This is a genomic window from Pseudomonas sp. PAMC25584, assembly GCF_058135675.1.
The window spans coordinates 1,698,241-1,717,083 of the sequence record NZ_CM176870.1 but is presented as its reverse complement, the minus strand read 5'-3'; the positions used below and the strand labels follow the sequence as shown (position 1 = coordinate 1,717,083).

Below are 18,843 nucleotides of genomic sequence, written 5' to 3'. Positions count from 1 at the left end.
CCATGTTGCTCAACCTGTTCAATGAAATGCGTGCCGCAAAAGTGCCGGTATCGGTGCGCGAGCTGCTCGACCTGATCAACGCCCTGAAACAGCGGGTGACCTTCGCCGACATGGACGAGTTTTACTACTTGGCCCGGGCGATCCTGGTCAAGGACGAACGCCATTTCGACAAGTTCGACCGCGCCTTCAGCGCCTATTTCAACGGCCTGGAAAAACTCGACGAGCACCTGCAGGCGCTGATCCCCGAAGACTGGCTGCGCAAGGAGTTCGAGCGCTCGCTGAGCGACGAAGAACGCGCACAGATCCAGTCCCTCGGCGGCCTGGACAAGCTGATCGAGGAATTCAAGAAACGCCTGGAAGAACAGAAAGAGCGCCACGCCGGCGGCAACAAGTGGATCGGCACCGGCGGCACCAGCCCGTTCGGCTCCGGCGGCTACAACCCGGAAGGCATCCGCGTCGGCGATGCGGGCACGCGCCAGGGCAAGGCGGTCAAGGTTTGGGAGCAGCGCGAGTACAAGAACCTCGACGACCAGGTGGAACTGGGCACGCGCAACATCAAGATCGCCCTGCGCCGCCTGCGCAAGTTTGCACGCCAGGGTGCAGCGGAAGAGCTGGATATCGACGGCACCATTGACCACACCGCCCGCGATGCCGGCTTGCTGAACATCCAGATGCGTCCGGAGCGGCGCAACACCATCAAGCTGCTGTTGCTGTTCGACATCGGCGGTTCGATGGACGCCCATGTGAAGACCTGCGAAGAGCTGTTCTCCGCGTGCAAGACCGAGTTCAAGCACCTGGAGTACTTCTACTTCCACAACTTCGTGTACGAGTCGGTATGGAAGAACAACCAACGCCGCACCTCGGAGCGCACCTCCACCCAGGACCTGCTGCACAAGTATGGCGCCGATTACAAAGTCATCTTTATCGGCGACGCGTCGATGGCGCCGTATGAAATCACCCAGGCCGGCGGCAGCGTCGAGCATTGGAACGAAGAGCCTGGGTATGTGTGGATGCAGCGCTTCATGGCCAAGTACAAGAAGCTGATCTGGATAAACCCGTACCCCAAGGACACTTGGGGCTATACGGCGTCGACCGCGATTGTGCGGGAGCTGGTCGAGGATCAGATGTATCCGTTGACGCTGCGCGGGCTGGAAGAAGGCATGCGGTTTCTTTCCAAATAAACCGATATCTCCCATTCAACCCAACACCAATGTGGGAGGGGCGGTGCGACGATTCGACTTGCCCCCGATAGCAGTGTGTCAGTCAATACATCAGTGACTGAACCACCGCCATCGGGAGCAAGTCGAATCGTCGCACCGCCCCTCCCACAGTTTGGATTTCAGTGTTCTTCAGGCGGCGGTGAACCGCTGCAAAAAGTCCACATGCTGCCTATGCGCCGTTTCCTGCACCACCGGCGCCAACCGCACCTTCTCCCCCGGCACACACTGCGCCAGCCGCGCCAGTGCCAACGGCGTCAACGCTCCCAGGCGCGGGTAGCCGCCGATGGTCTGCCGGTCATTGAGCAACACAATCGGCTGCCCGTCCGGCGGCACCTGGATCGCGCCCAGCGGGATCCCCTCGGAGATCAACGACGGCCCTTGGTATTCAAGCGGCGTGCCCAGCAAGCGCATGCCCATACGGTCGGCGCGGCTGTCGAGGGTCCATTCGGTGTTGAACGCATCGAACAGACTCTGCCCGCTGAACTGGCCGATCTGCGCGCCGATAATCACATCCAACGGCGCCTTGGCCGGCAGGCTTGGGGTGCTGAGCACTTTCATCGCCCCGCCACCACCGGAATAAGCCAGCCGCCCGCCTTGCGCCAAGGGTTTGCCGAAACCGTCCAGCCCGCCGAGTGCCTCACGCACAACGGTGGCACAGCTGCCCAGCACCTGCGGCGCATCAAACCCGCCCGGCGCCGCCAGGTAGGCCCGCGCGCCGCTGAACGGCTGGGTAAAGCGCAGCCGCTGGCCCTTTTGCAGGATAAAACTGCGCCCGGGGATGATGGCGCGCGCATCGATGTAGGCGCCCAAGTCCGCACCGGCCAAGGCCAGCAAGCAATAATCCTCGGCCTGCACGGTAAAACCGCCCAGGGTGATTTCCACCACCGGCGCATCCAGGGCGTTGTCCAACAGCCAATTGGCCCAGGACATCGACACCCAATCCAGCGCGCCGCCCTGAGTCACGCCCAGGTGTCGCACGCCAAAACGGCCGGTGTCCTGCAACAGGCACAGCGGGGTGCTGGCCTCAATGATCAAGCCGCTCATGCCTGCGCCTCCAACGGCGCGTCATCGCCACCCAGCTTGATGAATTCGGCGTGGTCGACCGCCTCGAAGCGCACCGTATCGCCGGGCTGCATCAGGCTGTAACCGTCGCGGCCGCGCTCGAACAGCTGGGTCGGGGTGCGACCGATCAGGTTCCAGCCGCCGGGAGAGACCACTGGGTAGGCGGCCGTTTGCCGCTCGGCGATGCCGACACTGCCGGCCGCCACGCGCTTGCGCGGAGTGTTGAGCCTGGGGGTGGCGAGGCTTTCATCCACCAGCCCCATAAAGGCAAAACCGGGGGCAAAGCCGAGGGCGAAGACCTGGTATTCGTGGCCGCTGTGGCGGCGGATCACCTCATCGACCGCCAGGCCACTGCGCTGGCTGAGCAAGGTCAGTTCGGGCCCGACGCTCAGGTCGTACCACACCGGCAGCACATGGCAGTGGCCGCTGCCCTGGGCCTGGGGTTGCAGGTCGGTGAGGGCCTGGGCGATCAATTCCCGCGACTGGGCCGGGTTCAACACGGTGAGATCGTAATGCACCATCAAGGTGGTGTAGGACGGCACCAGGTCCACCAACGCCGCGCCAAACCCTTGCCGCAGACGCTGGGTAGCGGCAAGCATCCACGGCATATTGGCTTCGGCGATCACCTCAAACAGACGCACCATCAAGCAGTCGATGGCCACCACTTCGATGCGTGGCTTCATTGGCACTTCAACGCCTCGCGAATGCGCTGCACGGCGGCGACCGAACTGGCGTTATCGCCATGCACGCACAGGGTATTGGCCCGCAGGACCAAAGGGCTGCCGTCGCTGGCGGTCAAGGGTTCGCCACGGGAAATGGTCAGGGATTGCTGGATGATGGTCTCGGTATCGTGGTGTACCGCGCCCGGCAATTGGCGGGAAACCAGATGGCCCTTGTTGTCGTAGGCGCGGTCGGCGAAGGCCTCGAACCACAGGATCACGCCGTATTCGTCGCCCAGCGCCTGGGCCGCACGGTTGTCACGGGTGGCTAGCAGCATCAGCGGCAGGTCGCCGTAAGTGGCGACAGCCTGGATCACTGCACGCAACTGCGCGGGATTGGCCATCATGTCGTTGTACATCGCGCCATGGGGTTTGACGTAGCTGACCCGTCCGCCCTGGGCGCGGCAGATGCCGTCGAGCGCGCCGATCTGGTAGTGCAACAGGTCCTGGATTTCCTCAGGCGTGTAGGCCATGGAACGGCGACCAAAACCTTGCAGGTCCTGATACGCCGGGTGCGCACCGACCAGCACACCATGCTTGAGCGCCAGGCTGACGGTCTTGCGCATGATGCCCGGGTCGCCGGCATGGAAGCCGCAGGCCACGTTGGCGCAATCAATGAACGGCATAACCTCGGCGTCCAGACCCAGGGTCCAGTTGCCAAAACTTTCGCCGATGTCGCAATTTAATAGCAGGCGGCTCACGCTGGTTACTCCTGTAGGCTTTGTTTTTTTGTAGTGTGGGATCTTTTACGCAAGACTCGCAACTTGTCCTGACACCCCAACGACGCTTATCGTGGAACGGCTCGATTTTTGGCGTTTGCCCGGTGCGGCGTCCAACTAATAAAAACCGATCCATGCATAAGAAAAAGTTGATCCCATGAATTTGAAGTTCCTCGAAACCTTCGTCTGGGTGGCCAAGCTCAAGAGTTTCCGCCTGACCGCCGAGAAACTGTTCACCACACAGGCCTCGATCTCCAGCCGCATCGCCGTGCTGGAGAGCGAACTGGGGGTGAAGCTGTTTCTGCGTGATTCGCGCGGCGTCAGCCTGACGCCGGAAGGCTTGAAGGTACTCGATTACGCCGAGCAAATGATGGTGACCATGCAGGGTTTGAAACAGTCCCTGGAGACCACCAGCAGCAAGGTCGGGCGAATTCGTATCGGTGCAATGGACACGGTGATCCACACCTGGCTGAGCCCGTTGGTCGCCGAATTGATGGACCATTTCCCACGGGTGGAAATCGAGTTGGTCGCCGATACCGCACTCAACCTCAGCGACCAACTGCAAAAAGGCTTCCTCGATCTGATCCTGCAAACGGACCTGCTGCGCCTGGAAACCGTGCGCAGCCTGGAACTGGCCAGCCACCCCATGGCCTGGATCGTCGCCAGCCAGTCGATCTACAACCGCAACTACGCCTCCCTCGCCGAACTGGCCCAGGAGCGCATCATCACCTACTCGAAAAATTCCCACCCGCACCAGGATGTCTTGAGCCTGATGCAGGCCAACGGCGTCGCGGCACCGCGTATGAACTGCGTGAATTCGGTGTCGGCCATTACCCGCTTGCTGCGCGATGGTTTCGGCATTGGTGCACTGCCGCCTGTGTTGGTGCGCGAAGAGCTGGCGCGCGGGGAACTGGTGATGCTGCCGATGGCGCAGAAACTGCCGAATTTGCAGGTGGTGGTGTCGTGGCGCGTGGGGGTAGAACTGGTGGAGGAGATTGTGGGGCTGTGCCAGAAGGTCGTTGCCCGCTATGCCGAGGAAGTCGGCGAAGAGCGGATGGTACTGAGCAACTGAAGGAACCCAATCCAAATGTGGGAGGGGGCTTGCCCCCGATAGCAGGGTGTCAGTCAGCTTATTTTTAGCTGATCCACCGCTATCGGGGGCAAGCCCCCTCCCACATTTGACCGAGTTGGGCGTTAGAGGCCCTTAAGGTCGCGCTCTTCGATCGGCCGGCTCTGGCGAAGACGCTTACCCCCCAACACCACCCAGTCGATCAAGCGGAACAGGCACTCCAGGCCGAACGACAACAACATCGCCCCGCCCAGGCCCCAGCCCATGGCTTCGGGGGTCAGCAGGATCTGGTAGCTGTAGCCGTTCCAGGTTTCCAGGCGGATCGCCGGGTCGGCCGCCACCGCCACCTGCAGGGCGCGGATGTACCAGGGGCCTTGCATGGCCTGGAATTGCTTGTCCAACGCCAACTGGCGATCCAATAACGTGCCGAGGCTATTGGCATCGCTGCGAAACACCGGGTCGTCGCTGGCGCGGTAGTGGGCGACCAGGGCCTGCAAGTCGCCGTTGAAGAACTGTTGCGCGGTGGATTCAAAGCCGCGCAGGCCGGTCTGGGCCTCGATCAGATGGGCTTCGACGCGCTTGGCGTAGTCATTGATAAAACCCGGCACTTGCACACCGACCAACAAGCCAATGGCAAACAACACCAACCGCAGATAGCTGAGCAACATAGTCGACTTCCTTACTCGGTAATGCCCTGGCTGACGCATTCACCGCGCCGCCACAGGCTCCACTGGCCCGGTTCGTAGCGAGTCCAGTTTTCGTTGTCGGTCAGCGGTTCGGTGGCGATCACCGTGACCACATCATTAGGCGTTGTTTCGGCCTGAAAATCGACGATCACGTCGACATCTTTCAAACGCGCCGGGCCAAACGGCGCGCGTCGGGTGATCTGCGCCAGTTTGGTCGAGCAGTAGCAAAACAACCAATCACCGTCGCTGAGCAGGCAGTTGAACACACCTTTGCTGCGGTATTCGGCACAGGCAGCGACCAGGTCCGGCAGCATCTGTTCGATCTCCACCGGCTCCGGGAACGCCTCGCGGACCCGGTTGAGCAAGTCGCAGAACGCCGCTTCGCTGTCGGTGTCGCCCACCGGGCGGTAAAACGTGGCGCGTGGGTTGAAGCCCGCCAATTGACCGTTGTGCGCAAAGCACCAGTTACGCCCCCACAGTTCGCGCACGAACGGGTGGGTATTGGACAGGCACACCTTGCCCACGTTGGCCTGGCGGATATGGCCGATCACCACTTCACTTTTGATGGGATAACGCTGCACCAACAACGCGACTTCCGACTCGCTGCTCGCGGCCGGGTCCTGGAACAGGCGCAAGCCGCGGCCTTCATAGAAGGCGATGCCCCAACCGTCGCGGTGGGGGCCGGTACGCCCACCGCGCTGCATCAGCCCGGTAAAGCTGAACACGATGTCGGTGGGGACGTTGGCACTCATGCCCAATAATTCACACATGCCAGGGCTCTCGCTGCAGGGCAGACAACGTTAAAGGCGCGGTTCGACCCGCATACCGCTCACAGGCGCGGGGCGACGGAACGGCTCGTCATCCTCTTCCGGCTCGGCGGCCAAGGCCGCATCGACCGCCGCCTTGCGCTCACGGCGCGCCTTGGCGGCGCGCTCGATGGGCCAGCGTATCAACACAAACACGAGGTACACGCCAAAAGCGATCATCGTGTACATGAACAAGTCGGAGACGGCCCGCCAGGCGTTATTGCCGACCTTGAGCACCAGGTCCAACGCGGTAATCGCCACGGCGGGCGCGAACTGGGTCTTGACCGGGTCGACGACGGTCGGGCTCAACAGCAGCACGGCCATCAGTAATTGCAGTGGCTCGCGCAACCAGCGCCAGATCCAGCGGGTCATGCGCCACCACACCAACAAGCAGCCCAAAGCGGCGAAGGCGTAAAGGCCCCAAGCGGTCAGATAGTCGTTCTCGGTCATGGTGTCCATGGCAAGGTAGGCAAACAGGCCGCTATGATAACGGCTTTTGCGTGTCGCGGCTGCAATGCCTGCCACCATCCTCCAGACAGAGAGTGATCCATGCCGTCATCGACCCACATCACTGCCGCCCCGATTGCCCGCAAGGCCACGGGCCAGGACCCTTACGCCTGGCTGCAAGCGCGTGACAGCGCTGAAGTCATGGATTACCTCAAGGCCGAAAACGCCTGGCAGGAAGCCCAGCTCGCCGAGCAACAGGCGCTGCGTGAAACCCTGTTCGAAGAGATCAAGAGCCGCATCCTCGAAACCGACCTGTCGCTGCCCTCCCCCTGGGGCCCGTACCTGTATTACACGCGCACCACCGCCGGCGACGAATACGCCCGCCACTACCGCTGCCGCCGCCCGGCCGATGACAGCAGCCTGGTGGATGACAGCAGCGAAGAGCTGTTGCTCGACCCCAATGCGTTGGCCAACGGCGGCTTTTTCTCCCTCGGCGCGTTCAGCATCAGCCCCGACCACCAGCGCCTGGCCTACAGCCTCGACACCAGTGGCGAAGAGATCTACACCCTGTACGTGAAGGAATTGGCCACCGACAAAGTCAGCGAACTGGCGTTCGACAACTGCGACGGCAGCATGACCTGGGCCAATGACAGCCTGACGCTATTCTTCGGCGAGCTGGACGACACCCATCGCCCGCACAAACTCTACCGCTATCGCCTGGACGGCACGGCAGCGCAGGAAGTGTTCCACGAGACCGACGGGCGTTTCTTCCTGCACTGCTACCGTTCCAGCTCCGAGCGCCAGTTACTGGTGGCCCTGGGCAGCAAGACCACCAGTGAAATCTGGGCGCTAGACGCCGACCAGCCGCACCTGGACTTCACCTGCCTGGCGCCACGGGTCGAAGACCACGAGTACGACGTCGACCACGGCCAGCTCGACGGCGCGTGGACATGGTTTATCCGCAGCAACCGCGACGGCATCAACTACGCGCTGTTCGTCGCCGCCGACACCGGCCGCGTGCCGACCCAAGCCGACTGGCAAAACCTGATCCCCCACAGCGATGAGGTAATGCTCGACGGCGTGAGCCTGAACGCCAGCGCCATGACCCTGAGCCTGCGCATTGGCGGACTGCCGGTCATCGAAGTGCATCCCCAGGGTCTGCCGACCTACCGCGTGGAATTGCCTGACGCCGCCTACAGCCTCTACGTACAAAACAGCCTGGAATTCCCCAGCGACAAGATCCGCCTGCGCTATGAAGCGCTGAACCGCCCGGCCCAGGTGCGCCAGCTGGAACTGGCCAGCGGTGCACAACAGGTGCTCAAGGAAACCCCGGTACTCGGCGTGTTCAACGCCGACGATTACGTCAGCCAGCGTTTGTGGGCGACCTCCGCCGATGGCACCCAGGTGCCGATCAGCCTAGTGGTCAAGCGCGACCAGCTCGGCAAGCCGACGCCGCTGTACCTCTACGGCTACGGCGCCTACGGCCAGAGCCTTGATCCGTGGTTCTCCCACGCCCGCTTGAGCCTGCTGGACCGTGGCGTCGCGTTTGCCATTGCGCACGTGCGCGGCGGCGGCGAGCTGGGCGAAGCCTGGTATCGCAATGGCAAGCAGGAACACAAACAGAACACGTTCAGCGACTTCATTGCCTGTGCCGAACACCTGATTGCACAGGGTTTGACCAGCGCCAAACAGCTAGTAATCAGCGGCGGCAGCGCCGGCGGCCTGTTGATCGGCGCGGTGCTCAACCAGCGGCCGGAGCTGTTCCAGGCGGCGATTGCCGAAGTGCCGTTTGTCGACGTGCTCAACACCATGCTCGACCCAGACCTGCCGCTGACCGTCACCGAGTACGACGAGTGGGGCAACCCGCAAGAACCCGAGGTCTACGCCCGCATCAAGGCGTATGCGCCGTATGAAAACGTCCGCGCCCAGGCCTACCCGGCCCTGCTGGTGATTGCCGGCTACAACGACAGCCGCGTGCAGTACTGGGAAGCGGCCAAGTGGGTGGCCAAGCTGCGCGACACCAAGACAGACGACAACCTGCTGCTGCTCAAGACCGAACTGGGGGCCGGCCACGGCGGCATGAGCGGGCGTTATCAGGGGTTACGTGACGTAGCGCTCGAATATGCATTTGTGTTCAAGGCGCTGGGGTTGGTTTAGCAGCTTTGTACGGTGGTCCCGTCTGAACACTGGACCGCCCTACCGTGTTAACCGCCGGGCGTCTTTGGCTTGCTGTCGTTCGGCGATACACCGGGGACCGTCTGGTCCTTCGGTGGCGCAGGTAACACGATGGGCACCAACGGCGGCGAGCCGTTCGTCTTGGGCACGGCCGGCGGGGTGACTTGCGGATACAGCGTCGGGGTGGCGGTGCCCGGCGCGCCAGGGGTTGGTGTCGGCGCAACCGGTACGGTTTGCAACTCCTGAGCCTGCACCGCACCCAATGTGAGCGCGCCGAGCACAATGACCGTTAGAATGCTGCACTTCATCGATGGCTCCATGGCCTGACCGGAATGTCGTAAGGCTACTCCCAACCGCGCAAGAATGCCCTTCCCAATGAGATTTCCATGAAACGTTTCGTTCTGCTGGACACCACCCCGATCCCCGACAACGGCGGTGCTTTGTGCCTGTTCGAATACGGCGAGGATTTTGTCATCAAGATCCAGGGCGGCGACGGCGGCCAGTTGATGAACACGCGCATGCATGGCTCCGAAGACGCGCTGGCGGAAATTCCTTGTCGCAAAGTCGCCGGCCGCCCCGGTTCGCGGGTATTGATCGGCGGGCTGGGCATGGGCTTTACCCTCGCGTCGGCCCTCAAGCACCTGGGCAAGACCGCCGAAGTGGTGGTGGCGGAGCTGGTGCCCGGCGTCGTGGAATGGAACCGCGGCCCTTTGGGCGAAAAGGCCGGGCGCCCATTGCTCGACCCGCGCACCGTGATCCGCATGGAAGACGTGGCCAAGGTGCTGCAAGCCGAGCCCCACGGCTTTGATGCGATCATGCTCGACGTAGACAACGGCCCCGAAGGCCTCACGCAAAAAGCCAACAGCTGGCTCTACTCCGCCGGTGGCCTGGCCGCCTGCGCCAAGGCCCTGCGCCCCAAGGGCGTGCTCGCGGTATGGTCGGCCAGCGCCGACAAGCTGTTCAGCGACAAGCTGCGCAAGGCCGGCTTCAAGGCCGAAGAAGTGCAGGTGTTCGCCCATGGCAACAAGGGCACGCGGCACACCATCTGGATTGCGGAAAAGCTCAAGGGCTAATTGCGCCGCGATTGGCTAGAATCAACCTTATCCGTGAACCACCCAAAGACAGGAGCCATGATGAGCTCGACCAACCCGCCCTCCCACACCGCCAAGCTGGACCGCATCCTCGCCGATGCCCAGCGCGACCGGGAAATGGGCTACCGCGACAAAGCCCTGAAAATGTACCCCCACGTGTGCGGCCGCTGCGCCCGTGAATTCGCCGGCAAGCGCCTGAGCGAACTGACCGTACACCACCGCAACCACAACCATGACGACAACCCCCAGGACGGTTCCAACTGGGAGTTGCTGTGCCTGTACTGCCACGACAACGAGCACTCACGCTACACCGACCAGCAGTACTTCAGCGAAGGCTCCACCAGCAGCCCGACGATCGCCAAGGCCACGCACAACCCCTTTGCTGCGTTGGCAGGGTTGATGAAGAAGGACGACTGAAGCGCGCGTCGCTGCCTGTCCCGGCCTCATCACGGGCAAGCCCGCTCGCACCCTCGACCGCATTCCAGAGCATGGACACGGACCAATGTGGGAGCGGGCTTGCTCGCGAAGGCGGCAGCGCTAGCGACACACCGCTCGATAGCGACAACAGCCCGACCAATCCCCGTATAATCGCCGCTTTTCTCCAAGGCACCCTTCCCCGTGGGCAATAAACGCTACAGCTGCATCGGTCTGTATAACCCCAAATCCCCCGAAAACGTCGGTTCGGTGATGCGCGCCGCCGGCTGCTACGGCGTGGCCTCGGTGTTCTACACCGGCAAGCGCTACGAGCGCGCCCGGGATTTCATCACCGACACCAAGAAGGTCCACCACGACATTCCGCTGATCGGCATCGACGACCTAAAAAAAGTCCTGCCGCTGGGCTGCATTCCGGTCGCCGTCGAACTGGTGGAAGGCGCCCGCCCACTGCCTGAATACACCCACCCCGACCGCGCGCTGTACATCTTTGGCCCCGAAGATGGCTCCCTAGACAAAGAGATCCGCGACTGGTGTGAAGACGTGGTGTATATCCCGACCACCGGCTGCATGAACCTCGCCGCCACCGTCAACGTGGTGCTCTACGACCGCATGGCCAAGGGCAATAACACCCGCTCTGGCCCCAAGTACTGATTTTTCGGGAACATCCGGCGTCTGCACACAGTCAGTTGCGTATCACTAGCCCTTGTTGGAGACAGACCATGAGCGACAGCAAAACCCTGCGACCTATCATTGAATCCACCCCGTTCCAGGCCCGCCCTACACAGAACGTACACGGCTGGGAGCGCATCGGCTCGGTAGCCGGCGGCGTGATGATGGTCGGCAAAGGCCTGCGCCGTGGCGGGATTTTCGGGCTGCTTCAGGTGGCGATTGGCGGCGTAGCGTTGGCGCGTGGTTTTACCGGGCACAGTTCGCTCAAAGACAAGCTGGAACAAGGCCGCCAGGAAATGAACAGCGTGCGCACGAAAATCGAGCGGGCCGGCGAAGCGTTGAAAAACCTGAAGACCAAGGCGCAAGTGGGGGCCGAAAAGGCCACAAAAACCACCGTCTGAGCCAAGTCTTCTGCCTGTTGGTGATCCACATGTGGGAGGGGGCTTGCTCCCGATAGCAGAGTGTCAGTCGCCACCTACAGTGACGCAACCAGCGCTATCGGGAGCAAGCCCCCTCCCACCTTTATTCTGGGTCAGCGCAACAGCTTGGAGTCCAGCACCACCGACGACTCGCCGATAATGCTCTCGGCCAACTGCACGAACGCCCGGGTGTTTATGCTGTTCGCACGCATCACCGCTTGCGCGAGATCATCCAGGGAGCGCTTGTTGTGGGTTTTCACGCGGATCTCGCGATCCAGCTCCTGCATCACCACCACCGCCCGCGCCACGGTTGCGCCGCTGACGTGCTCGCCGCGCAAGGTGGTGACATCCTTGCCTTCGCGGGTCAGCCGCGCTTGTATCGCCGCATAACGCTCATCGGTGATCCCGCCGCCACGGCGCAGCAGTTCGATCGCGTAATACTCCGTCAGGCCTTCGCCGATCCAGTCGCTGGTGTCATGGTTGTTGAAGCGGCCAATGGCTTGCACCACTTCGCGGATCAACGGGCTGCTGCCGTTTTCACTGACCAGCGGCGTGCGGCTGTTGAGGTAGATCGAGTCGCGTGCCGAAAAGGCGCCACGGCGCATCGGGTCGCTGGCGCCGACGATCAATAGCTTGGCGGGGTGACGCGGGAACGCGGCTTCCACCTGCGGCCAGACGAAGGTCAGCAACGTCAGCACATCCATACGACGCATGGCCTGGCCCTTGGGCGAGGCCACGGTGACGTCGGTTTCCCCCAGGCGCACCCGGCGGCTGCCAAGGTTGCCGGCGAGCATCCAACCGGTGGGCCGGTCGAACAGGCGGGAGACGTTGTCGATCCGGAAGGTGTGCTTGCCGATACGCGGCCAGGCGGTTTCGACGCTTTTCCAGCCGGTTGGCAGCTCAAACACCAGGCGCGAGACCAGTTCGACGCCGTCCTGCTGGTCGAGGTGCGCGGTTGGCACCAAATCTTCCCCGCGAAACAGCGCCCAGCTCGGCGTTATCCGCGCGTCATAGGCACCCGGCTTGCGCGCATGGCTGAGGCGTACACGGTAGGTCAGGCTGGCCTTGTCGGCGCTAGGTTGCCAAAGGCCGAGATGGCCACTGACTGTCCATTGGCCGTCGGCCTGGAAATCGCTGTAGTCACCGTCGCGACCCAGCTCGAAATCCAGGCTGCGCACCGCCGAACCCTGGGACAGACTCACGCGCACCTGCGCCTGATCGCTCTGGGGCAGCAGTTTGACGTGATAGTCCAAGTCGACTTTCTTCGCGCACCACGCCGGCGTGCTCAGCGCCAGCAACACCAGGCTCGCCGCCAACTGGGTCAGCCCCCTCATACTCACTCCTTGTTCAGCCCGCGCGGAAGATCAGGTAATCCTCCCAGTCGTCTTCGGGCACGCTGCCTTCGGCGAGCATGCGTCCGGACTGGGAAATGCGTTCGTGATGCACGGCGTCACGGTCGCCGCAGACCAGGTGATGCCACAGCGGCAAGTCCTTGCGCTCGCTGACCAGGCGGTAGCCGCAGGTGGGCGGCAGCCACTTGAACTGGTCGGCATGGCCCGGGGTGAGCTGGATACAGTCGGGCACCGACGCGCGGCGGTTAGGGTAATCGGTACACTGGCAGGTTTTCAGGTCGAGCAGTTTGCAGGCGATGCGCGTGTAATAAACGCTGTTGTCGTCTTCATCCTCGAGCTTTTGCAGGCAGCACAGGCCACAGCCGTCGCACAACGACTCCCACTCCTCCTGATCGAGGTGTTCAAGGGTTTTGCGTATCCAGAAAGGTTCGACTTTGGCGGCCATGGCTCTACATCAGTATCGGTAGGTGAAAAGGCCGTCAGTCTAGTGCCCAAGACCACTGCGGCCAAGCGCTTACGACTGGCGGTGTTACAAGACTTGTCAGTCTAGCGGGGGCGCAGTAGCTTTGGGCGCCGAATTGACAATCAGGAACTGCCCATGAGCACCAACCCCCGCGCTGCCGATTACCCGATCAACCCCCAGTTCACTGACCGCTGGTCGCCCCGCGCCTTCACCGGCGAGAGCATCCCGCAGGAAACCCTGCTGAGCTTTTTCGAAGCCGCGCGCTGGGCGCCATCGGCCTATAACTCGCAGCCCTGGCGCTTCCTCTACGCGCGCCGGGACACGCCGGACTGGGAGCGCTTCCTGGGCTTGTTGAACGAATTCAACCGCAACTGGGCGCAGCATGCGTCGGCCCTGGTGATCATCGCCTCGAAAACCGACTTCATCGCCCCCGGCGCCACCGAAGAAACCCCGGCCCTGTGGCACACCTTCGACACCGGTTCGGCCTGGGGCTACCTCGCGCTACAGGCCAGCCTCAGCGGCTGGCATACGCATGGCATGGCCGGCTTCGATCAGGAACTGACACGCAAGGCGCTGAAGATTCCACAGGGTTATGCGCTGCATGCGGCGGTCGCGATCGGCAAGCTGGGCGACAAGTCGACCTTGCCCGAGTACCTGCAAGGCCGTGAGACGCCAAGCCCGCGTAAGCCATTGAGCGAACTGGTGTCGGAGGGTGACTTCAGCCTCTGAAGCTGAGGCGATACCCAATGTGGGAGTGGGCAAGCCCGCTCTCACATTTTTGCTCAGCGTCGTGTCAGTATCCGCGCTCGAAATCCACTTCACCGCGCAAGGCTTGCGTGGCCTGGTACGCGCGCACGTTCTCCAGAAACAGTTGCACCATCATCGGCGGCGAGGTCGGTGCCGAGCTGTGCCCGGTCAGCAGCAGGCCCCAGGCGGTCCAGAACGGGTGGCGTTGCGGCAACGGTTCCTGGCGACACACGTCGATCACCGCACCGGCCAGATGCCCTTCTTTCAAGGCTTCGACCAGATCGGCATCGACCACCGCGACGCCACGGCCGACGTTGATGAACAACCCGCTCGGTTTGAACTGCTTGAACAACGCCGCGTCGTACAGGTCATGGGTGTTCGGCGTATTCGGCAGCAGGTTGATCACGTAGTCCGCTTCGCCCACCAGCCGACCCAGTTGATCGATCCCGGCCACTTCGATAAACGGTGCCTGCTCGCGTGCCTGACTGGCGATGCCATATAGCTTGACGCCAAACGGCACGAGAAACTGCGCCACGCGTTGGCCGATATCACCGCAGCCGACGATCAACACCGTGCGCCCGGCGAGGCTCTGGCCCATGCGGCTGTCCCACTTGCGCTCGACCTGGCTGACCAGGCGCGCCAACACTTCGCGTTCATGGCCCAGCATGTAGGTGAGGATAAATTCCGCCATGACCTGGCCAAAAATTCCCACCGCACGGGTCAGCCGATAGTCGCGAGGCAAGCCCTCAGCCAGCAGCGGCGTGACGCCGGCCCAGGTCGATTGCAGCCACTGCGGGTGGTGCCCCTGGCGCAACAGGGTGGCCAGCAGGTCCGGCTGGCCAAGCCACACCGGGCAATCGGCGGCCAGGCGCGACAGTTCGGCTGAGTCGCCGCTGGTCAACACCTCAAGGTCCGGTGCCGCTTCGCCCAGCAACCGAGCGTAGAGCGGGTGATCCTGTTCAGCAATCAGAACACGCATGGTTCAAACCTTTCAAAAACAATGCAGACGGCCGCCCGCATCCTTACGGCCACCGTCCATTAATACGATTCCATGGAAAAATGCGCCCAGGACAGGGCACTGAGCGATCACATCGGGTCGTTGCGTCGCAGCAACTCTTCGGGCAAGTGTTCGATGTACTCGTCTTCGGCCGGTGGCATTTGCAGGTGGTAGCCCTGCTTTTCGAGGTTTTCCAGGACCACCGCGATGTCCTCGCGCGACAGCTTGCGCTCGGGCGTCAACACCATGTCGAACGCGTGATGGGCTTTGCCGAAGGCTTCCATCAAGGGTTCCGGCACGCGCTCCAGGGCATCGCTTTTCAGCACGTAGAGGTACATTTCGTTGCGTTTCAAGCTGCGATAGATGGAGCAAATACGTTTCAAGGCTGTTCTCCGGCAGTGGCCAGGCTGTCGAGCAGCGCCTGGCCCATCAACTCGCGGCGCCAGCCACGCAGCGAGTTTGGCAGTTTATAAGGCCCATCGGGGTAGCCACTTTTGACCAGGGCTTCGAGGGTTTTCTTGCGCAGCATCAGTTCCGGCGCCATGTCCAGGCGTTCGGCTTCAGCCTGGCCCAAGGCGCGCAGTTGCTTGATCAGCGCAGCGGCATCCACCGGCAGCGGTTCAGCCACGGCGGGCGGCCATTGGTCCATGGACACGCTGCCGACGCGCTTGATCAGGTCCAGCAGAAACTGGCCATCCTGACGCACGGTGCGCGGGTGCATGTCTTCGATTTTGCCCAGGGCGGCGAGGTTATCCGGCTGGGATTTGGCCAGGGGCCACAGCGAGTGTTCACGAATGATGCGGTTACGCGGCAGGTCGCGGGCACGCGCTTGCTGCTCGCGCCAGGCGCACAGTTCACGCAGCACGGCGAGTTGGGCACGGGACAGTTTCCACGCCAGCTTGGCGTCGCGGTACACCTCGTAAGGGTCGACTTCGCGGCGCAGGTTGGCCACCAGTTCGGCACCGTCGTCCAGGACCCAGGCGTATTTGTCGTCCGACAGCCGCGGGCGCAGGCGAATGAAGACCTCGGCCAGGTGGACCGCGTCTTCGGCGGCGTAGCTCACCTGGGTCTCGGACAACGGGCGCTGCAGCCAGTCGGAGCGGGTTTCACCCTTGGGCAAGTCGATATCGAGCACGGCTTGCACCAGGCGCGAATAGCCCATGGAGAACCCGAGGTTCAGGTAAGCCGCAGCCAGTTGGGTGTCAAACAACGGCACCGGCAGGCTGCCGGTCAGGCGCAGCAATACTTCCAAGTCTTCGCTACAGGCGTGGACCACTTTGATCACGGCCGGGTTTTCCAGCAAAGCGGCCAACGGTTGCCAGTTGTCGATGGTCAGAGGGTCGATCAGGTAAGCGCGCACGCCATCACCGATCTGGATCAGCCCGGCAATGGGATAAAAGGTGTCGACCCGCATGAATTCGGTGTCGAGGGCGACGAATGGCAACTGCTGCCATTCGGCGCAATGCTGGCCGAGGCTATCGTTGTCGCAGATCCAGTGAATATCGATGGCCACACGGCTCTCCCTTGAAGAATGGCGCGCAGTATATATCGCGGAAGGGACTTGCGAGCATCCGCAGTGCACACGCAATCATGAAAACTCCGACAGCGAGCGAAGAATAGTCCGATCGAGGGGAGTTATCCCGTCTTACGCAGAATGTAGACACGCCACACACTGGAGCCGGGGATGAACTCCTGGTAATTCAGGACCTCGAAGCCCGCCCGCCGGAACTCGTCCTCCACCGGCGTATGAGAGGCGACCGACACGATCACCGTGTCGCGGCTGACCCGATGAAACTCCTGCAGCAGCGCCTGGCGCGCTTCGCTGCTGGGTACATGGCGAAACAATTCCAGACAGAAAATGCAATCCACCGCATTCGCCGACAGGCCAATGGAAAACGCCGAACCTTGAAAGGTCTTGACCCGTTTGAGCAGCGACGTCGGGTGGTGGGTGCGGGCGTGGTCGAGCATGTCCTGGGAGTTATCCGAGGCGAGGATCACCCGGTTGACGTGTTCGGCCAACACCGGCCAGAACCGCCCCGAGCCGCAGGCCAGGTCGAGGACCAAACCGGGCTCGCCGGCGACCTTGAGGGCATTGCGCACCAGCCGCCCGTGACGCCACGCCGCCAGACGCCGACGCAACCCAGGCGGGTGCGTATCGCCGCAGATCCTGGCGTGCTCGCGGTCACAGCGCTCGGCGTATTCAATCTCGATGGAAGAAAGTGGTGGTGACGACATCACGGACTCATATGAGTGGAACGGTAGTGAACGACCTTGATTCGCAGCTTACCCACTGCAACGTGAAAAAAAGGTCGAAAACGCCACCCCTGCCATTCCACTCACGCGCAGTGCAGATACCAGCGCCAATCCTGCTCCCCCACCTCACCCATGAACTGCCGATATTCAGCACGTTTCACCGCCAGGTACACCCCGAGGAACTCACTGCCGAACGCCTCCCGTGCCCAGCTGGAATCTTCCAATGCGCGCAGGGTGGTGAGCCAGTCGGTGGGCAGTAACGCGTTGGCGTTGGCCTGGGCGTAGCCGTTGCCTTCCACCGGGGCGCCGGGGTCGCGTTGTTCGCGGATGCCGCGGTGGATACCGGCGAGGATCGCCGCCGCCGCCAGATAGGGGTTGGCGTCGGCACCGCAGAGGCGGTGTTCGATATGCCGCGACTGCGCCGGACCACCCGGCACGCGCAGGCAGACGGTGCGGTTATCGACGCCCCAGGTGGCGGCCAGCGGCGCGTAGCTGTTGGTCTGGAAGCGGCGATAGGAGTTGGCGTTGGGGCAGAACATCAGCAGCGAATCGAGCAAGGTGCTGAGCATGCCGCCCACCGCCTGGCGCAGCAACGGCGTGCCGTCGGCGGCCTCGCTGGCGAACAGGTTATTGCCCTCGGCATCCGCGAGACTGACGTGCATGTGCATGCCGGTGCCGGCCAGGTCGTCGAACGGCTTGGCCATGAAGCACGCTGTCATCCCGTGTTTGTGCGCCACGCCTTTGACCAGGCGCTTGTAACGCACCGCTTCATCCATCGCTTGCAGCGCATCGGCGCGGTGTTCCAAGGTGATTTCGACCTGGCCCGGGGCGTATTCGGAAATCGCCGTGCGGGCCGGGATGCCTTGCAGTTTGCAGGCGCTGTAAAGGTCGGCGAGAAACGGCTCGATCTGCTCCAGTTCGCGCAGACCATAGACCTGGGTCGCACGCGGGCGGCCGCCGTCAATGTCGCGTGCCGGTTGCGGGCGGCCGTTGCTGTCGGGTTTCTGGTCGAGCAGGTAGAACTCCAGTTCCGCCGCCATCACCGGGTAGTAACCGTCGGCCTTGAGCCCCTCGATCACCTTGGCCAGCACATGCCGGGGGTCGGCCACGGTGGCGGGCAAGCCTTCGGTGGGGTGCATGCTGACTTGCACCGCTGCCGTCGGAATCAACCGCCATGGCATGCGCTGCAAACTGCCGCTGATCGGGTAGGCACGGCAGTCGATATCGCCCACCTCCCACACCAGCCCGGAGTTTTCCACGTCATCGCCGTGGATCGTCAGGCCAAGGATCGTGCTGGGCAGCGGGCGACCACTTTCATACACCGCCAGCAGTTCGTCGCGATGCAGCAACTTGCCGCGCGGCACGCCATTGTTGTCGAGGATAAACAGCTCGAACATCTCGATGTCCGGGTTCTGCTCAAGGAAGGAGTGGGCTTCGTGCAGGCTGGCAAAAACACTCATGGCAATTCTCATACGTTTGCGTCAGGCAGGCACACAGGCGCCGCCGGGCGGATG

At 62.6% G+C, this 18,843-nt stretch carries 22 protein-coding genes; 8 read left to right on the top strand and 14 right to left on the bottom strand.

The window, feature by feature from the left end; translation table 11 throughout:
- Nucleotides 1-2 precede the first annotated feature (2 nt).
- On the top strand, nt 3-1,181 hold the full coding sequence (locus tag ACS5Q8_RS07965; RefSeq protein ID WP_276197025.1) for a vWA domain-containing protein: 1,179 nt from the start codon (nt 3-5) through the stop codon (nt 1,179-1,181).
- A gap of 168 nt (nt 1,182-1,349) precedes the next feature.
- Here the strand turns inward: ACS5Q8_RS07965 and ACS5Q8_RS07960 are convergent, their stop codons facing one another.
- Genes ACS5Q8_RS07960 through ACS5Q8_RS07950 form a run of 3 tightly spaced genes read right to left on the bottom strand, consistent with a single transcriptional unit; the run spans nt 1,350 to nt 3,702 of the window.
- Nucleotides 1,350-2,264 carry a 5-oxoprolinase subunit C family protein gene (locus ACS5Q8_RS07960; RefSeq protein WP_443694485.1) on the bottom strand — a complete coding sequence of 305 codons (915 nt, stop codon included), beginning with the start codon at nt 2,262-2,264 and terminating at the stop codon, nt 1,350-1,352.
- The gene (locus tag ACS5Q8_RS07955; protein WP_443694483.1) at nt 2,261-2,965 is read right to left on the bottom strand and encodes a 5-oxoprolinase subunit B family protein; all 705 of its coding nucleotides are present in this window, start codon (nt 2,963-2,965) and stop codon (nt 2,261-2,263) included. Before ACS5Q8_RS07955 ends, ACS5Q8_RS07960 begins: the two co-directional genes overlap by 4 nt.
- Entirely contained in the window at nt 2,962-3,702 is a 741-nt protein-coding gene (locus tag ACS5Q8_RS07950; RefSeq protein ID WP_276197022.1) for a 5-oxoprolinase subunit PxpA, read from the bottom strand. The genes ACS5Q8_RS07955 and ACS5Q8_RS07950 overlap by 4 nt, the downstream gene beginning before the upstream one ends.
- 175 nt (nt 3,703-3,877) lie before the next feature.
- Here ACS5Q8_RS07950 and ACS5Q8_RS07945 point away from each other — a divergent pair, with 175 nt between their 5' ends.
- The gene (locus ACS5Q8_RS07945) at nt 3,878-4,792 is read left to right on the top strand and encodes a LysR family transcriptional regulator (RefSeq protein ID WP_426099497.1); all 915 of its coding nucleotides are present in this window, start codon (nt 3,878-3,880) and stop codon (nt 4,790-4,792) included.
- A gap of 122 nt (nt 4,793-4,914) precedes the next feature.
- Here the strand turns inward: ACS5Q8_RS07945 and ACS5Q8_RS07940 are convergent, their stop codons facing one another.
- From ACS5Q8_RS07940 to ACS5Q8_RS07930, 3 genes are read right to left on the bottom strand one after another with little or no spacing between them, the layout of a single operon-like run.
- On the bottom strand, nt 4,915-5,457 hold the full coding sequence (locus ACS5Q8_RS07940) for a DUF2937 family protein (RefSeq protein WP_017848756.1): 543 nt from the start codon (nt 5,455-5,457) through the stop codon (nt 4,915-4,917).
- 11 nt (nt 5,458-5,468) lie between these two features.
- Entirely contained in the window at nt 5,469-6,245 is a 777-nt protein-coding gene (locus ACS5Q8_RS07935; RefSeq protein ID WP_276197020.1) for a class II glutamine amidotransferase, read from the bottom strand.
- A gap of 30 nt (nt 6,246-6,275) precedes the next feature.
- Entirely contained in the window at nt 6,276-6,809 is a 534-nt protein-coding gene (locus ACS5Q8_RS07930; RefSeq protein WP_276197019.1) for an MFS transporter, read from the bottom strand.
- Between the two features lie 21 nt (nt 6,810-6,830).
- Between ACS5Q8_RS07930 and ACS5Q8_RS07925 the strand changes: the two genes are divergently transcribed.
- Nucleotides 6,831-8,885, top strand: a complete 2,055-nt coding sequence (locus ACS5Q8_RS07925) for a S9 family peptidase (RefSeq protein WP_465160038.1) — start codon at nt 6,831-6,833, stop codon at nt 8,883-8,885.
- A 47-nt stretch (nt 8,886-8,932) separates the two neighbouring features.
- On the opposite strand, the gene ACS5Q8_RS07920 is transcribed toward ACS5Q8_RS07925, so the two are convergent.
- Nucleotides 8,933-9,211 carry a hypothetical protein gene (locus tag ACS5Q8_RS07920; RefSeq protein ID WP_465160037.1) on the bottom strand — a complete coding sequence of 93 codons (279 nt, stop codon included), beginning with the start codon at nt 9,209-9,211 and terminating at the stop codon, nt 8,933-8,935.
- Between the two features lie 78 nt (nt 9,212-9,289).
- Between ACS5Q8_RS07920 and ACS5Q8_RS07915 the strand changes: the two genes are divergently transcribed.
- The 4 genes from ACS5Q8_RS07915 (at nt 9,290) to ACS5Q8_RS07900 (ending at nt 11,499) form a co-directional block, all read left to right on the top strand.
- On the top strand, nt 9,290-9,976 hold the full coding sequence (locus ACS5Q8_RS07915) for a spermidine synthase (RefSeq protein ID WP_247406490.1): 687 nt from the start codon (nt 9,290-9,292) through the stop codon (nt 9,974-9,976).
- Nucleotides 9,977-10,036: 60 nt separating this feature from the next.
- Nucleotides 10,037-10,411 carry a YajD family HNH nuclease gene (locus ACS5Q8_RS07910; protein WP_048725827.1) on the top strand — a complete coding sequence of 125 codons (375 nt, stop codon included), beginning with the start codon at nt 10,037-10,039 and terminating at the stop codon, nt 10,409-10,411.
- Between the two features lie 201 nt (nt 10,412-10,612).
- Entirely contained in the window at nt 10,613-11,080 is a 468-nt protein-coding gene (locus tag ACS5Q8_RS07905; protein ID WP_465160036.1) for an RNA methyltransferase, read from the top strand.
- Between the two features lie 68 nt (nt 11,081-11,148).
- Complete coding sequence (locus tag ACS5Q8_RS07900) at nt 11,149-11,499, top strand: YgaP family membrane protein (RefSeq protein WP_276197016.1); 351 nt, start codon at nt 11,149-11,151, stop codon at nt 11,497-11,499.
- A gap of 131 nt (nt 11,500-11,630) precedes the next feature.
- On the opposite strand, the gene ACS5Q8_RS07895 is transcribed toward ACS5Q8_RS07900, so the two are convergent.
- Both ACS5Q8_RS07895 and ACS5Q8_RS07890 read right to left on the bottom strand, forming a co-directional pair.
- Nucleotides 11,631-12,851, bottom strand: coding sequence for a M61 metallopeptidase family protein (locus tag ACS5Q8_RS07895; protein ID WP_465160035.1), 1,221 nt, complete (start codon nt 12,849-12,851; stop codon nt 11,631-11,633).
- Nucleotides 12,852-12,864: 13 nt separating this feature from the next.
- Nucleotides 12,865-13,314: a YcgN family cysteine cluster protein gene (locus ACS5Q8_RS07890; protein ID WP_276197014.1), complete on the bottom strand. Its 450-nt coding sequence runs from the start codon at nt 13,312-13,314 to the stop codon at nt 12,865-12,867.
- A gap of 153 nt (nt 13,315-13,467) precedes the next feature.
- On the opposite strand from ACS5Q8_RS07890, the gene ACS5Q8_RS07885 reads away from it, so the two are divergent.
- The gene (locus tag ACS5Q8_RS07885; protein WP_276197013.1) at nt 13,468-14,061 is read left to right on the top strand and encodes a nitroreductase family protein; all 594 of its coding nucleotides are present in this window, start codon (nt 13,468-13,470) and stop codon (nt 14,059-14,061) included.
- A 64-nt stretch (nt 14,062-14,125) separates the two neighbouring features.
- On the opposite strand, the gene ACS5Q8_RS07880 is transcribed toward ACS5Q8_RS07885, so the two are convergent.
- The 5 genes from ACS5Q8_RS07880 to ACS5Q8_RS07860 form a co-directional block, all read right to left on the bottom strand.
- Entirely contained in the window at nt 14,126-15,058 is a 933-nt protein-coding gene (locus tag ACS5Q8_RS07880; RefSeq protein WP_276197012.1) for a D-2-hydroxyacid dehydrogenase, read from the bottom strand.
- A gap of 107 nt (nt 15,059-15,165) precedes the next feature.
- Entirely contained in the window at nt 15,166-15,459 is a 294-nt protein-coding gene (locus tag ACS5Q8_RS07875) for a YcgL domain-containing protein (protein WP_017848744.1), read from the bottom strand.
- Nucleotides 15,456-16,589, bottom strand: coding sequence for a ribonuclease D (gene rnd, locus ACS5Q8_RS07870; RefSeq protein ID WP_276197011.1), 1,134 nt, complete (start codon nt 16,587-16,589; stop codon nt 15,456-15,458). The genes ACS5Q8_RS07875 and rnd overlap by 4 nt, the downstream gene beginning before the upstream one ends.
- Nucleotides 16,590-16,711: 122 nt before the next feature.
- Nucleotides 16,712-17,311: a class I SAM-dependent methyltransferase gene (locus tag ACS5Q8_RS07865; RefSeq protein ID WP_276197010.1), complete on the bottom strand. Its 600-nt coding sequence runs from the start codon at nt 17,309-17,311 to the stop codon at nt 16,712-16,714.
- 101 nt (nt 17,312-17,412) lie between these two features.
- Nucleotides 17,413-18,789 (bottom strand): glutamine synthetase family protein, encoded by a 1,377-nt coding sequence (locus ACS5Q8_RS07860; protein ID WP_426099503.1) that lies wholly within the window; start codon nt 18,787-18,789, stop codon nt 17,413-17,415.
- Nucleotides 18,790-18,843: the final 54 nt, after the last annotated feature.